This is a genomic window from Curtobacterium poinsettiae (assembly GCF_047226435.1).
Lineage (GTDB): Bacteria > Actinomycetota > Actinomycetes > Actinomycetales > Microbacteriaceae > Curtobacterium > Curtobacterium poinsettiae.
This window is the reverse complement of record NZ_CP178434.1, coordinates 1,661,460-1,675,749: the sequence shown is the minus strand read 5'-3', so window position 1 is coordinate 1,675,749 and position 14,290 is coordinate 1,661,460. Positions and strand designations below refer to the sequence as shown.

General features: G+C 70.3%; 9 protein-coding genes. 3 read left to right on the top strand and 6 right to left on the bottom strand.

Annotated features, from left to right (window positions below):
• Positions 1-12: 12 nt before the first annotated feature.
• Complete coding sequence (sucB, locus tag ACL00U_RS07955) at positions 13-1,515, top strand: 2-oxoglutarate dehydrogenase, E2 component, dihydrolipoamide succinyltransferase (protein WP_262117500.1); 1,503 nt, start codon at positions 13-15, stop codon at positions 1,513-1,515.
• A gap of 87 nt (positions 1,516-1,602) precedes the next feature.
• On the opposite strand, the gene ACL00U_RS07950 is transcribed toward sucB, so the two are convergent.
• A complete protein-coding gene (locus ACL00U_RS07950) occupies positions 1,603-2,481 on the bottom strand; it encodes a hypothetical protein (RefSeq protein ID WP_412874032.1) in 879 nt (292 codons plus the stop codon).
• Positions 2,482-2,609: 128 nt separating this feature from the next.
• Here ACL00U_RS07950 and ACL00U_RS07945 point away from each other — a divergent pair, with 128 nt between their 5' ends.
• Positions 2,610-3,326 carry a DUF4191 domain-containing protein gene (locus ACL00U_RS07945; protein ID WP_042537027.1) on the top strand — a complete coding sequence of 239 codons (717 nt, stop codon included), beginning with the start codon at positions 2,610-2,612 and terminating at the stop codon, positions 3,324-3,326.
• Between the two features lie 516 nt (positions 3,327-3,842).
• Here the strand turns inward: ACL00U_RS07945 and ACL00U_RS07940 are convergent.
• The gene (locus ACL00U_RS07940) at positions 3,843-4,298 is read right to left on the bottom strand and encodes an RDD family protein (RefSeq protein WP_017886083.1); all 456 of its coding nucleotides are present in this window, start codon (positions 4,296-4,298) and stop codon (positions 3,843-3,845) included.
• A gap of 142 nt (positions 4,299-4,440) precedes the next feature.
• On the opposite strand from ACL00U_RS07940, the gene glnA reads away from it, so the two are divergent.
• On the top strand, positions 4,441-5,865 hold the full coding sequence (gene glnA, locus ACL00U_RS07935; protein WP_017886082.1) for a type I glutamate--ammonia ligase: 1,425 nt from the start codon (positions 4,441-4,443) through the stop codon (positions 5,863-5,865).
• A gap of 339 nt (positions 5,866-6,204) precedes the next feature.
• On the opposite strand, the gene ACL00U_RS07930 is transcribed toward glnA, so the two are convergent.
• From ACL00U_RS07930 to ACL00U_RS07915, 4 genes are all read right to left on the bottom strand, one after another.
• Positions 6,205-7,632: a UDP-glucose dehydrogenase family protein gene (locus tag ACL00U_RS07930; protein WP_017886081.1), complete on the bottom strand. Its 1,428-nt coding sequence runs from the start codon at positions 7,630-7,632 to the stop codon at positions 6,205-6,207.
• The gene (locus tag ACL00U_RS07925) at positions 7,629-9,191 is read right to left on the bottom strand and encodes a glycosyl hydrolase (RefSeq protein ID WP_156463743.1); all 1,563 of its coding nucleotides are present in this window, start codon (positions 9,189-9,191) and stop codon (positions 7,629-7,631) included. Before ACL00U_RS07925 ends, ACL00U_RS07930 begins: the two co-directional genes overlap by 4 nt.
• On the bottom strand, positions 9,184-10,830 hold the full coding sequence (locus tag ACL00U_RS07920) for a glycosyltransferase family 2 protein (protein ID WP_412874031.1): 1,647 nt from the start codon (positions 10,828-10,830) through the stop codon (positions 9,184-9,186). Before ACL00U_RS07920 ends, ACL00U_RS07925 begins: the two co-directional genes overlap by 8 nt.
• A gap of 502 nt (positions 10,831-11,332) precedes the next feature.
• Complete coding sequence (locus ACL00U_RS07915; protein WP_214562123.1) at positions 11,333-14,284, bottom strand: bifunctional [glutamine synthetase] adenylyltransferase/[glutamine synthetase]-adenylyl-L-tyrosine phosphorylase; 2,952 nt, start codon at positions 14,282-14,284, stop codon at positions 11,333-11,335.
• Between the last annotated feature and the right edge of the window lie 6 nt (positions 14,285-14,290).

The window sequence follows — 14,290 nt, the reverse complement described above, 5'->3', positions numbered from 1 at the left end:
GGAGTCCACCCGATGAGCGAATCCGTCAACCTCCCGGCGCTCGGCGAGAGCGTCACCGAGGGCACGGTGACCCGATGGCTGAAGAACGTCGGTGACCGGGTCGAGGTCGACGAGCCGCTGCTCGAGGTCTCGACCGACAAGGTCGACACCGAGATCCCGTCGCCGATCGCCGGCGTCGTCGAGGAGATCCTCGTGCCAGAGGACGAGACCGTCGAGGTCGGCACCGCCCTGGTGAAGATCGGTGACGGCTCCGGTTCGTCCGACGGCGGTTCGGACTCGTCCGACTCCGACGACGCCAACGCCGCCGCTGCCGCAGCCGAAGAGCCCGAGGCCGCTCCGAGCACCGAGCAGGAGGCCGAGACCCCCGCGCCGGAGCCCACCGAGCCCGAGCCCGCCCCCGCCGGTCAGACGCAGCCCGCTGCCCCGCACGCACCGTCCGCGCCGCCCGCCGCAGCGCCGGTCCCGGCCGCCGCACCCGTCCCGCCGCCCGCAGCCGCTCCGCCGGCAGCCGTTCCGGCCCAGGCCGCTCCGGCAGCAGCTCCGGCGTCCGCGCCGAGCACCACGGCCGCCGCCGCGGTCCCGAACCCCACGCAGGACGGCGCAGCCTCCGGCTACGTCACCCCGCTGGTGCGCAAGCTCGCCAACGAGCAGGGCGTCGACCTGTCCACGGTCACCGGTTCCGGTGTCGGGGGGCGCATCCGCAAGGAAGACGTCCTCGCCGCCGCCGAGAAGGCCCTGGCCGCCCCGGCTGCAGCAGCACCCGCTGCCGCGTCCGGCCCGTTCGTCGCCGAGGTGTCGCCGTTGCGCGGCACCCGCGAGAAGATGACGCGGCTGCGCAAGGTCGTCGCCGAGCGTGCCGTGCAGTCGATGACCTCGACCGCACAGCTCACGAGCGTCGTCGAGGTCGACGTCACGAAGGTGGCGCAGTTCCGCGACGCCCACAAGGCGGAGTTCCTCGAGAAGACCGGCTCGAAGCTCTCCTTCATGCCGTTCTTCGCCCTCGCGGCGTCCGAGGCACTGAAGGCCCACCCGAAGATCAACTCCACGGTCGAGGGCGACGAGATCGTCTACCCGGAGACCGAGAACGTCTCCATCGCGGTGGACACCGAGCGCGGCCTGCTGACCCCGGTCATCAAGGACGCGGCCTCGCTGGACCTGGCGCAGTTCTCGAAGTCCATCGCGGACCTCGCCGAGCGCACCCGGAACAACCAGCTCAAGCCCGACGAGCTCGCCGGCGGCACGTTCACGCTGACCAACACCGGATCGCGCGGCGCGCTGTTCGACACCCCCGTGGTGTTCCTGCCGCAGTCGGCGATCCTGGGGACCGGCATCGTCACGAAGCGTCCGGCGGTCGTGAAGGTCGACGGCCAGGAGGCCATCGCCATCCGCTCGTTCGTCTACCTGGCGCTGTCGTACGACCACCGGATCATCGACGGTGCGGATGCCTCGCGGTACCTCGTCGCGGTGAAGAACCGTCTCGAAGAGGGCAACTTCGCCCCGAACCTCGGGTACTGATCCCAGCAGCACGGCCGACGGCCCCGGTTCCCCTCGTGGGAACCGGGGCCGTTCCCGTTCGGGGTGGGTTCGGCGTCACCAGCCGCGTCACCCGCCCCCGAGCAGGGTCAGGGCGGCGACCACCGACCCGACGGCGACCACGAGTCCCACGAGCACGCGGCGGAGCGGGAGTCGTCGATCGGTTCCGAGCGGGACGCCGTGTTCGACCACGTCGCGGAGGCGCTCGAGCAGCCCGTCCTGCCGAGTCGCCGTCGGCGACTCGGCGAAGACGAGGTCGCTCGGCACCGGCGTCCACCGGAACGGGCGGGGCGCTGCACTGGCGCGGACCAGCTCGAGAGCCGACCGCGCGGTTCGGTCGTCGCCGTCGAGGGCGTCCCGCAGCGCGTCGTGCACCGGTCGCTGTGCGGGATCGGCCGGGTCGACGCGGTCCCAGACCGTCCGGGCTGCGAGGACGAGGGTCCGGGTGGCGTCCGTCGAGTGCGCGGTGCGCGTCGGGGTCGCGTTCGTCGGGCTCGTCGCGCTCGTCGGGTTCGTCGCGTTCGTCGGGCTCGTCGGGCTCGTCGTGTTCGTCGGGCTCGTCGGGCTCGTCGTGTTCGACGCGTTCGTCGGGCGGTCGCAGAGCACGACAGCGCCCGAGTCGTCGACCAGGACGTCGTCGATGCCGGCGGAACCGAGCAGGACGGCGCCGTCGTGCACGGCGACGAGGAGTTCCAGGAGCGGCACCGACAGCGTGACCGCAACGCCGGTGGTCGGCGTGCCGAGCCGATCGAGCGCCGCCACGAGCGGCGTGCCGGTCGGCCGGTCGAGGTCGACCCCGAGACACCCCGTCCGGGTCCTGCCGACTGCGGCCACCGGGACGAGGTGCCGCTCGGCGGCAGCGGAGCGGTCGGCGACCCAGGTGAGCACGTCGGTGTCGTCACCGGTCGCGATCCAGCGATCCGGGTGGTGGTCGGTCATCGTCTCCATGGTGACCAGCGTGGCGGGGGTGTGGTGGGCCTCCAGGCTGTGCGGCACCACCTGTGGACAAGACGTGTTCGCACACAGCCGGACATGCGGCGGTCTCCCCCGGCGCACGGAGGCCGTATCCTGTTCCCATGGCACGCAGCTCTTCCACAGACAAGAAGGCGAAGGAGCCGGGGCGTCTCAAGCAGATGTTCCAGGTCTTCCAGATGACCCGCAAGGCCGACCCGTCGTCGGTCTGGTGGTTCGCCCTCGCCTTCGTCGTTCCGGTCGTCCTCGGTGTCCTGCTGGCGCTGCTCCTGCCGGGGCAGAACTGGCTCGCGGTCGTCCTGTGGATCGTCGCCGGTGTGCTGCTCGGTGTGCTGCTCTTCCTGATCGTGCTCACCCGTCTCGCTGAACGTGCCGCCTACTCGCAGATCGAAGGCCAGCCCGGTGCCGTCGGCGCCGTGCTGTCGAACTCGCTCCGTCGGCAGTGGCGCTCGAGCGAGATGCCGGTCGCGGTGCACGGTCGCTCCCAGTCCGCGGTCTACCGCGCGGTCGGTCGCCCGGGTGTCGTGCTGATCACCGAGGGCCAGCGCGGCAACCTCAGCCGTCAGCTCGACGAGGAGCGCCGCAAGGTCCAGCGCATCGTGCCGAACGTCGCCGTGCACGTGCTGCACGTCGGTGATGGCACCGGCGAGAGCCTGACGCTGCACAAGCTGCCCCGTGCCATGAACAAGCTCAAGAAGTCGCTCAACCGCAACGAGGTCCTGGCGGTCGCGAACCGTCTCGACTCGCTGACGCAGAGCCCCGCGGCCTCGATCCCGAAGGGCATGGACCCGATGCGTGCCCGTGCCGGACGGCCGCGCTGACCCAGCCGCAACACACGAAGACGCCCCCGACCGATCCTGGTCGGGGGCGTCTTCGTGTGGACGTGGGGTGACGGCGGGTGCGGGCTGCGGCGTTCGCGCGGGTCAGCGCGGGTCCGCACGGGTCCGCACGGGTCCGCACGGTGCGACCTTCGCTGAACCGTGCGCGGTTGCCAGCTCGGTGCGGGTCTCCGGCGGCGCACGGAGCAGGGAACCTCCCGTCAGCTGAGCAACCTCGCACGGTGCGACGTCCGGCGGCGGAGGCCCGGCGCGCAACCTCGCACCGTGCGAAGGCCGGCGTACAAACTCGCACCGTGCGAGGGCCTGCGGTGGAGGCCCGGCGCAATCTCGCACCGTGCGAGGTTGCCTACTCGGTGCGAGGGGACGGGTCGCGCACGGAGTAGGCAGCCTCGCACCGGACGATCGACCTCGCACCGTGCGGACAGCCACGGCCCTCGCGCCGCACGCCCGCGGCACCCGCGGCACCCACGGCACCCGCGGCACCCGCGGCACCCGCGATCAGCGTCGGACGAGCACCGTCCCGGCGATGCGGTCGTGCGCTCCGCGGCTGTCACGGTCGATGATGAGCGCCGGCACCACCAGGCAGAGCAGCACGGTCCGGACGACGGGCCGCCACACCCCGACGTAGCCCCCACGCATCGGGACGACCCGCAGGCCGACGCAGATGTGCCCGAACGAGCCGGACAGCAGGCAGATGAACAGGATCTGCAGGACGGCGAAGATCGCGAGCTGGATCCAGGTGTGTGCGATGTCGCCCGACCCGTTCACCGGTGACCACACGCCGGTGACGTAGGCGACGAGGTCAGCCAGGGCGCCGTCGATCAGGAGCGCCACGACGCGGCGGCCGATGCGCCCGACGCTGCGGGGCCCCTCCTCCGGCAGCCCGAGGTCCTTGCCCGGCCACCCATCCGGGTGCTCGGAGGGCGCGGACGGACTGGAGGTGCTGCGGGCCATGGTCCCCAGCGTAGGCGACCACCTGGGCGTAACACGCCCGAAACAAACCAGTCATGTCCGGGAAACCCCGTGTCAATAGCCTCGTCGGAGGGTGCCTTGACCGGTGCCTCCGACATCACCCAACCCATTGGAGATCGGCCCCATGTTCAGCGATTCCTCCGAGGTCCTGGCCTTCATCAAGGACACCGACGTCAAGTTCCTCGACATCCGCTTCACGGACCTGCCCGGTGTGCAGCAGCACTTCAACATCCCGGCATCCACCGTCGACGAGGACTTCTTCTCGGTCGGCCAGCTGTTCGACGGCTCCTCCATCCGCGGCTTTGCGTCGATCCACGAGTCCGACATGCAGCTGATCCCCGATGTCACCACGGCGTACGTCGACCAGTTCCGCGCCGAGCGCACGCTCATCATGATCTTCGACATCTACAACCCGCGGAACGGCGAGATCTACGGCCGCGACCCGCGCCAGGTGGCGAAGAAGGCTGAGAAGTACCTCGCGTCGACGGGCATCGCGGACACCGCGTTCTTCGCCCCCGAGGCCGAGTTCTACATCTTCGACGACGTCCGCTACTCGGTCACGCAGAACGAGTCGTTCTACGCGGTCGACTCCGAAGAGGGCGCCTGGAACACCGGTCGTGACGAAGAGGGCGGCAACCTCGCCAACAAGACCCCCTACAAGGGCGGCTACTTCCCCGTGTCGCCGGTCGACAAGACCGCCGACCTGCGCGACGACATCACCCTCAAGCTGATCGACGCGGGCTTCGAGCTCGAGCGTTCGCACCACGAGGTGGGCACCGGCGGTCAGCAGGAGATCAACTACAAGTTCGACACGATGGTCCACGCCGCGGACGACATCCTGAAGTTCAAGTACATCGTCAAGAACACGGCCGACCAGTGGGGCAAGGTCGCCACCTTCATGCCGAAGCCGCTCTTCGGCGACAACGGTTCGGGCATGCACACCCACCAGTCGCTCTGGTCGGACGGCAAGCCGCTGTTCTACGACGAGAACGGCTACGGCGGTCTGTCGGACCTCGCCCGCTGGTACATCGGCGGCATCCTGAAGCACGCCCCGGCGCTGCTCGCCTTCACCAACCCGTCGATCAACTCGTACCACCGTCTGGTCAAGGGCTTCGAGGCCCCGGTCAACCTGGTCTACTCGGCCGGCAACCGCTCGGCGGCGATCCGCATCCCGATCACGGGCACGAACCCGAAGGCCAAGCGCATCGAGTTCCGTGCGCCCGACGCCTCGGGCAACCCGTACCTCGCCTTCGCCGCGCAGCTGATGGCGGGCCTCGATGGCATCCAGAACCGCATCGAGCCGCACGAGCCGGTCGACAAGGACCTGTACGAGCTCCCGCCGGAAGAGGCAAAGGGCATCCCCCAGGTCCCCGGGTCCCTCGACGAGGCGCTCGACGCGCTCGAGGCCGACCACGAGTTCCTCACGAAGGGCAACGTCTTCACCGAGGACCTCATCCAGACCTGGATCGACTACAAGCGTGAGAACGAGATCCTCCCGCTGGCCCAGCGCCCGCACCCGTTCGAGTACGAGCTGTACTTCGGCGTCTGAGTCTCGCTGACACAGGAAGGGCCCCGCACCGTCAGGTGCGGGGCCCTTCCTCTGTGCCGCGACAGCGACAGTGTGCCGCGAACCATCCGCAGGAATGTGTCGCTTCGGCGCGGGGTGCGGACGCGACCGCCTGGAGGCCCGGTGCCGGTCCGGCGGGCGGGCACCGGGCCTCCAGGCTGGTCGCGACGCACGTTCCTTCCCATCCCAGCTGGACTGGGAAGCGGAATCGGGCGTCCCTGGAGGAAACTTCCGACCATGGACGCCCGGACAGACCAGGCCCCGGGCGCACGGGAACGGGGCCCGAGCCGCCCGGCACGGACCCCGTCTCGCGAACGGTGACTAGCGGCTCGTGGCCAACGCGTCGTTCGTCCCCGCTGCGACGCTCACGGGTGCACCCGTGACCGGCGTGGGACGTCCCAGGGAACGGACGGTCCACCCCGCTTTGACCCAGTCGGCGACCGGGAGGCAGTTGCGCGCGTCGATGACGACGCGGCGGCCGACGAGGTCACCGAGGGCGACCGGGTCGGCGGTGATGATGTCGTCCCACTCGGTGAGCACGAGGACGACGTCGGCGCCCTCGATCGCGTCCGTCATCGACTCGGCGTAGCTCAGCGTCGGGAACGAGCGCTTCGCGGGCTCCATCGCCTCGGGGTCCCAGAGCGTCACCTGGGCGCCGCGGAGGTGCAGCGCCGCGGCGACGTTGAGCGCCGGGGAGTCGCGGACGTCGTCGGTCAGGGGCTTGAACGCGGCACCGATGACGGCCACGCGACGGTTCAGCACCGATCCCCCGGCCGAGTCGATCGCCATGTCGATGACCCGCTGGCGCTGCCCCATGTTGATCTCGTCGACCTGCTGCATGAGCCCGACGACCTGTCCGGCGCCGATCTCGTTGGCGCGGTACATGAGGGCCCGGATGTCCTTCGGCAGGCAGCCACCGCCGAAGCCGAGACCGGCGTTCAGGAACTTCCGGCCGATGCGGGCGTCGTGGCCCAGGGCGTCGGCGAGCGTGGAGACGTCGGCGCCAGTGATGGCGCACATCTCGGAGATCGCGTTGATGAACGAGATCTTCGTGGCGAGGAACGCGTTGGCGCTGACCTTGACGAGCTCCGCGGTGGCGAGGTCGGTGGTGATGACCGGGGTGCCCTCGTTGATGGGTGCGGCGTAGACCTCGCGGATCACGGCGTCGGCAGCCTCGGACGCGCCGCCCCAGACCAGGCGGTCCGGGTGCAGGGTGTCCTCGACGGCCTTGCCCTCGCGCAGGAACTCGGGGTTCCAGATGAGTTCCGCGTCGATGCCGGCGGGGGTGAACTCGCGGACGATGCCGCGGAGCCGCGATGCCGTGCCGACCGGGACCGTCGACTTGCCGACGATGAGCCCGGGGTGGGTGAGGTTCTCGGCGACACCGCGGGTGGCGCTCTCGACGTAGGCCAGGTTCGCGGCGTGCGATCCGGCCTTCTGCGGGGTGCCGACGCAGACGAAGTGGACGTCCGCGGCGGCGACGGCCGAGGCGATGTCGGCGGTGAAGCGGAGCTTGCCGCTGGCGACGTGCTTCGTGATGAGCTCGGGGAGCCCGGGCTCGAAGAACGGGACCTCGCCGGCGGACAGCGCGGCGAGCTTCGACGGGTCGATGTCGACACCGATGGTCTCGAAGCCCATCTCGGCCATGGCGGCTGCGTGGGTGGCACCGAGGTAGCCGGTGCCGATGACGCTGATGACGGGTGCGGGACGGGTGTCGGCCGATGCGGTCGACTTCTTGGACTCGCTCATTGCGTGACCTCCTGCAGGTCGTAGTCGATGTCGTTGCGCTTGATGCCCTCGGCGAAGGCCTTGAGGGAATCGGCGCGGGAGTTGAGACGCCAGTCGTTCGTGGTGCGCTTGCCGTCGATGATCGTGGTCGCCGTCTCGCTGAAGTACGCGAAGCCGACGATGTCCTTGTTGGCGGGGTCTGCCAGCGCGTCGAAGAGCGAGTCGATCCACTGCGTCTTCTGCGGGTTCGCGACGCTGGTGCCGGTCTCGGTCGCCCCGATCTCGTTGAGCATGATGCCCTTGCCCGGCGCGATCTGGCGGAGCTGCGCGAGCGTCGCTCCGAACGTGTTCGCGAAGGACGGCTGCTCGTCGGCGTCGCGGTAGTAGCCGCTCATGCCGACCCAGTCCACGTAGTCCGAGCCCGGGTAGTACTGCCGCATGTAGTCGAGCGTCTGGTACTTCGGGTTGCCGAGCTTGTCGATACGGCTCGGGGACCAGTCCCAGATGACGTACTTGTTCGCACCGTTCGCCTGGAAGACGTCGTGCACGTGCTGCCACATCTTGACGTAGGAGCCGGCCGGGTTCTTCTGCGCGTCACCCTCGGACCAGTTGTACCAGGAGCCGTTCATCTCGTGGTCGAGACGGATGACCATCGGCTGCCCGTTGGCCTTCAGCGCTTTGGCGTACTTCGTCAGGTAGGCGTCGAACGATCCGCCGGAGATGTCCTCGTTGGTGTACCCGGGGACGTACTTCTGATCGTTGCTGGTCTGCGCCGGCACCGTCTCCCACGTCATCAGGGGCACGCGGCCGTTGGCCCAGGAGCGCTGCACCGCGGTGGCGTTGAACTCCTGGTCGAAGCCCTGGAAGAAGCCGGTCATGTTCGACGCGGTGCCGACCTGCTGGGAGACCTCGTCGTACTCGGCCCAGTTGAACGGCGACTGCGCGGTGTAGAGGCCGTACCAGCGCGACTGCTGCCCGAGGATCTCGGCCTTCGTCGGCGTCACGACCGGGGTGGCCCCCGGATCGGTCGAGGGGCCGGGGTTCGGCTTGGAACCGCTGCCCGAGCCGGATCCGTTGCCGGATCCGGAACCGCTGCCGGACCCGTTGTCGGACGGACCCGACCCGGACCCGCCGGCGGAACCCGCGCCGGATCCGCCGGAGCCCGACCCGTTGTTGCCGGAACCCGCGGCGTCGACCTTGGACGAGCCTCCCGAGCTCTTCGCGGCACCGAGCTGGGACTGGAGCGACGCGATCTGCGCCTTGAGCTCCGTGATCTGGTCACCGCGCGACCCGGCCTGGGCCGTGCGGGAGTCGAGCTTGCCCTCGAGCGACCAGATGCGCTCCTGGGCGGCGTCGAGCTGCGTCTGCAGCTCGGCGGCGGACACCTTCTTGGCCTTCGGCGCCTCGACGCCGAGCGCCTGGTGCACGGCGGTGGAGACGGGACCGGAGGGCGAGATCCACACCGACCAGGTGATGAGGCCGAGGGCGAGCACGATGGCCGTCGTGCCGATGGCCGTCCGGCGGGCGTGCTTGCTGGACTGCGCCCACCAAGTACTCGAGGAACGGATGAAGTCAGACAATGAGGAACGCCTCCAGGGCGAAGATCGCGATGCCGATCACGTACGGGATCGCTGCGTACGGGTTGTAGCGGCGGGCTCGGGCGGGAGCCGGCGCAGCTGCTCGCTGTGCCTCCTGCTGCGCGACCGCGGCTGCGGCCTCGCGACGGGTGGCGAGCACGGTGGTGGTGGAGTTGGTCGCCGCGTCGGCGCCGAAGAGCTCGTCGAACGCACGGTCGACGGCCACCTGGTCGACGGTCTCGTGCGGGGACGGCGAACCCGAGCCCGAGCCCGAACCGGACGGACCTGCGCCCGCTCCGGCCATCCGGGCACGTTCCGCGTCGATCGGGCTGACCGGCACCTGCGCGGTGGACGACAACGGCTGGGCGGCGTCCGCCGGCTCCTCCTGCATCGGACCACCGGCGTAGGCGCCGGCACGGGTCCCCCAGCCGGACGCGTGCGCCAGGCGGAAGAAGCCGATGAGCCGGATCGGCATGAGGAAGAACGTCGACACGATGATGAACATCGGCAGGCGGAAGAAGTCGCTCGGCTTCTCGGACAGGTGCCGCATCTGGCGGATGGCCATGCTCAGCACGCTCGAGATCACCATGAGCGCCGCCACGTAGACGAAGCCGGTCGAGAAGCCGTACTGCGACAGGATGCCCTGGTACAGGTTCTCGCCCTGGCCGGTGAAGGCGCGGTAGATCCAGCCCGCGATCACGCCGAAGAGCATGAACGGCAGGATGATGTCGGTGATGAAGAACGCCGCCAGGATCGGGGCGTGGCCGAGCATCCACGGCAGCATCCGCAGCGTGTTGTACTGCGAGCCGCGCGCCCAGCGGAGCTGCTGCTTGAACAGCTTCTTCACCTGCAGCGGGGCGTCCGTGTAGACCAGCGACGTGTACTGGTAGACGGTGCGGTACCCCTCCTTGAGGGTGAGGTTCGTCAGCGTGCGGTCGTCGGAGACCTCGAGGAACACGCCCATGAACTTCTCGTGCATGAACCGGTCCATGACCCGCATGAGGATGCTCCGGCGGAACGCGATGGTGCGCCCGGGCAGGCAGCCGATCTGCCCGAGGACACTCTGTGCCGGCATCGAGTAGAGCGCCCGCGAGTTCTCGAGCCAGTCGGCCCAGCGGGTGATCCAGCTGCGCTCCGGCTCGAGGATGCGCTGCCGGGTCGTCACACCGCCGACGGACTCGTCGGCGAACGGCCGGAGGAGTTCCTCGAGCGCGCCGGGCGTCCAGACGGTGTCGGAGTCGACCAGCACGGTGATGTCGCCGTTGGACATCTCGGTGCCGACCTTGACGGCGTTCCGCTTGCCCGGGATGGGCGTGTGGGTCCAGCGGACGAGCGGGGCGAACTCGTCGCAGACCTCTTCGAGCGCCTCGTTGCGGGCTCCGTTGATGACGACGATGATCTCGCCGGGCCGCTGTTCGACCATGCGGCCGATGACGTCACGGAACAGGTCGAGCGGTTCGTCCACGACGGGGACGACGACGCTGGTGGTACCGACGAAGGTGCCGGTGAAGGGGCGGTAGCGGGCGGAGATGACGACCTTGAGCAACCAGAGCAACCAGATCACCGCGGAGTACACGGCGAACAGGTAGAACTCGGGGTGGCCTTCGACCATCTGCCTGATCTGCAGAATGAAGGTGAACACTGATCCCTGCTTCAACGTTCGAGGTGGAGATTCCGCTTCATCGGGGAATCAGGGCGGTTCGGGTGATGCCATTGATGCAGAACCTGGGGGCCGCCGCAACGCGACCCCCGTCCGGGGGCGTTACGGGCGTGTTACGGGGTACACACCGGTCCCCCTCTCGGCCGGTCGGAGCAGTCCCCCGTCGTGCTGACAGCACTCCTGCGGACCACTGTTCCGACGACCGTCGTCCGGATGGGCAACAGGTGCGGCCTGGAGGCACGGGCCGACTCCGACGGAAAGCCCAGGTCAGCAGGAGGTCACCGGGCGTGTCGGGGGACGTCGGAAAAGGTCCCCTGGCGGTCCGGTGGGAGTTCGGTCACGGCCCGGTAACGGCTCCGACAGCACTCCGGGCAGGGGTACGAAGGACGGGTCGTCGGGGGACGCAGCGCGACGCGGAGAATTCACCTTCGACGGGTGCTCAGGTCGGGTCCGTCAGAAGACATCCGGGCGTGTCGCGGGCGGGTCAGGCGCCGTAGAACTCGCGCTCGAACACCTGTCGGGCTCGCCGCGTGATGCCGAGGTAGTCGTCCTCGAGACGGCTCGCGGAGCCCGGCGGGTACTCCATCAGACGAGCGACACCCTCGAGCTGGACGCGGTCGACGGGCAGGACGTCGGTGGTCTTCCCCGACCACAGCACGAGGGCGCTGCGGGTGCGCGACGCGAAACGCCAGGCGGCTCCGAGCCGCTCGCCGTCCTCGGCACCGACCAGTCCGGCGTCGACCGCGGCGTCGAGGGCCTCGAGCGTGGACGTCGTCCGGAGCGAGGGGATCTCGAGCGCGTGCTGCAGCTGCAGGAGTTGCACGAACCACTCCACGTCGCTGAGCGACCCGCGCCCGAGCTTGAGGTGCCTGGCCGGGTCCGCGCCGCGGGGCAGCCGTTCGGACTCCACGCGGGCCTTGATGCGGCGGACCTCGCGCACCTGGTGGTCGTCGATCTGCTCCGGGTACCGGGTGCGGTCGGCGAGGTGCTCGAAGTCGCGGAGGAGCTGCGCGTCGCCGACGGCGCCCCGTGCGCGGAGGAGCGCCTGGGCCTCCCACGTGAGCGACCAGCGGGCGTAGTAGGCCCCGTACGACTCGAGCGTCCGCACGACGGGGCCGTTCTTGCCCTCGGGCCGCAGGTCGATGTCCAGGTCGAGCGGGTGTATCGTGTCCTCGGTGAGCCGGTTGAGCTCGCGCACGATCGTCTGGGCCGTCCGCGACGCGACCTCGGGTGCAAGGTCGGGTGCCCGGTACACGTACAGCACGTCGGCGTCGGACCCGAAGCCGAGCTCCCGTCCGCCGTACCGGCCCATCGCGATGATGCCGAACTCGAAGCCCTCGGGGGCGTCGCGGCGGGCGAGTGCGAGGGCTCCGGCGAGGGTGGCCTCGGTGACGTCGGTCAGGGCCGGGCCGAGACCGTCGACGTCGAGCGAGCCGAGGACGGCGGCCATGCCGAGCCGCAGGGTCTCGCGGCGGCGGGCCGACCGCAGCAGGGCCGCGGCGCCGTCGACGTCGTTGCCGTGCCGGGCGGTGGTCGCGGTCATCTCGGCGAGCAGCGAGTCCATCGGTCGTGGACGCAGCAGCGCCTCGGGTTCGTCGAGCCAGGCCACGGCCTCGGGGAACCGCTCGAGCAGCCCGGACAGGAACGCCGACTCGGACAGCACGGTGGTGAGCGAGTGCGCGGCACCGGAGGAGTCCCGCAGCATCCGGAGGAACCAGCTCGACTCCCCCAGGCCGTCGCTCAGCCGCCGGAAGGCGAGCAGGGCGCGGTCCGGTGCCGGCCCCTCGGCCATCCACCGCAGGAGCACCGGGAGCAGGTTCCGCTGGATCGCCGCACGCCGGCTCGTGCCCTGGGTGAGTGCGCGGATGTGCCCGACCGCGCCGGTGGGATCGACGAAACCGACGCCTGCCAGGCGGTCGACGACCTGGTCGTTGGTCAGGACGATCTCGTCCTCGGTCGAAGCCACGGCAGACAGCAGCGGACGGTAGAACAGGCGCTCGTGCAGCCCACGGACCTCGAGCTTCACGGCACGCCAGCGGGCCTCGAGCGCCGGCGCCGATGCCGCGACACCGCTCGACCGGGCGAGCACCCGCAGCTCCTCCTCGTCGGAGGGCATCAGGTGCGTCCGCTGCAGGCGGCGGAGCTGGATCCGGTGTTCGAGCACGCGGAGCAGGGCGTAGTCCGGTCCGAACCGCGCGGCCTCGGCACGGCCGACGTACCCGGCGTCGGTCAGGGCGTCCATGGCCTCGAGCGTCGACCGGACCCGGACGGACGGGTCGTCGCGGCCGTGCACGAGCTGCAGGAGCTGCACCGTGAACTCGACGTCACGCAGGCCGCCGGGGCCGAGCTTGAGCTGCCGGTCGACGTCGGCGTCCGGGATGTGCTCCGTCACACGCTCGCGCATCCGCTGCACCGACTCGACGAACCCCGGCCGGGTCGCGGAGTTCCACACGAACGACGCGACGGCCTCGGCGTAGCGGGCGCCCAGGTCGGCGGAGCCGGCGATCGGACGGGCCTTCAACAGCGCCTGGAACTCCCACCCCTTCGCCCAGCGCTCGTAGTACGCCACGTGCGAGTCGAGGGTGCGGACGAGGGCTCCGTCCTTGCCCTCGGGGCGCAGGTTCGCGTCGACCTCCCACAGGGCGGGTTCGGCGGCGAGGTCGGTGATCGCGTGCATGGCGGCGATCGCGATGCGCGTGGAGACGAGGACGGCGCGGTCGACGGCGATGTCGTCGGTCGACTCGGTGACGAAGATGACGTCGACGTCGCTGACGTAGTTGAGTTCGCGCGCCCCGGCCTTGCCCATCGCGATCACCGCGAGCGGGGTGGCCGCGACGTCGGCCGCGGGGAACGGCACCTCGCGCCGGGCGATGTCGACGGCAGCGTCGAGGGTGGCGCCGGCCAGGTCGGCGAGGCCCGCCGCCACGGCGGGGAACGCATCGGTCGGCACGTCGTGCAGCACGTCGAACAGCGCGATCTGGGCCAGGTGCCGGCGGTAGCGCACGCGCAGGCGCATCCGGGCGTCCTCACCCGTGGCGCCGTCGACCGCCTCGGTCAGCGACGCCGTGTACCGCTCCTGCGACCACGGTTCGGCGACCGGCTCGAGCAGCAGGTCGAGTTCGGCGGGCCGTCGGTGCAGGAACTCCCCGAGGCCGATCGACGCGCCGAGCAGGTGGATCAGGCGCGCGGTCGCCGCGTCGTCCGTCAGGACGGGGCGTAGCTCGTCCGGTGCCCGCTCGAGCAGCCGCTCGAGCATCCGCAGGGCGCCGTCGGGATCAGCGGTACCGCCCCAGAGCGCGGCAGACCCCGCGACCGGCAGCGGCACGTCGGGGCCGAACCGGGCCTCCAGGTCGGCAGCGCGCTCCAGGCTCTCCGACAGCTCGGCGAACCCCAGACGGGCCAGCTCCGAACGTGACGTCGTCGTCCGACCGGTCATGTGGAA

Excerpts from the sequence above, each read along its gene's own strand:
- sucB (WP_262117500.1), top strand. The coding sequence starts at position 13 with ATGAGCGAATCCGTCAACCTCCCGGCGCTCGGCGAGAGCGTCACCGAG.
- ACL00U_RS07950 (WP_412874032.1), bottom strand. The coding sequence starts at position 2,481 with ATGGAGACGATGACCGACCACCACCCGGATCGCTGGATCGCGACCGGT.
- ACL00U_RS07945 (WP_042537027.1), top strand. The coding sequence starts at position 2,610 with ATGGCACGCAGCTCTTCCACAGACAAGAAGGCGAAGGAGCCGGGGCGT.
- ACL00U_RS07940 (WP_017886083.1), bottom strand. The coding sequence starts at position 4,298 with ATGGCCCGCAGCACCTCCAGTCCGTCCGCGCCCTCCGAGCACCCGGAT.
- glnA (WP_017886082.1), top strand. The coding sequence starts at position 4,441 with ATGTTCAGCGATTCCTCCGAGGTCCTGGCCTTCATCAAGGACACCGAC.
- ACL00U_RS07930 (WP_017886081.1), bottom strand. The coding sequence starts at position 7,632 with ATGAGCGAGTCCAAGAAGTCGACCGCATCGGCCGACACCCGTCCCGCA.
- ACL00U_RS07915 (WP_214562123.1), bottom strand. The coding sequence starts at position 14,284 with ATGACCGGTCGGACGACGACGTCACGTTCGGAGCTGGCCCGTCTGGGG.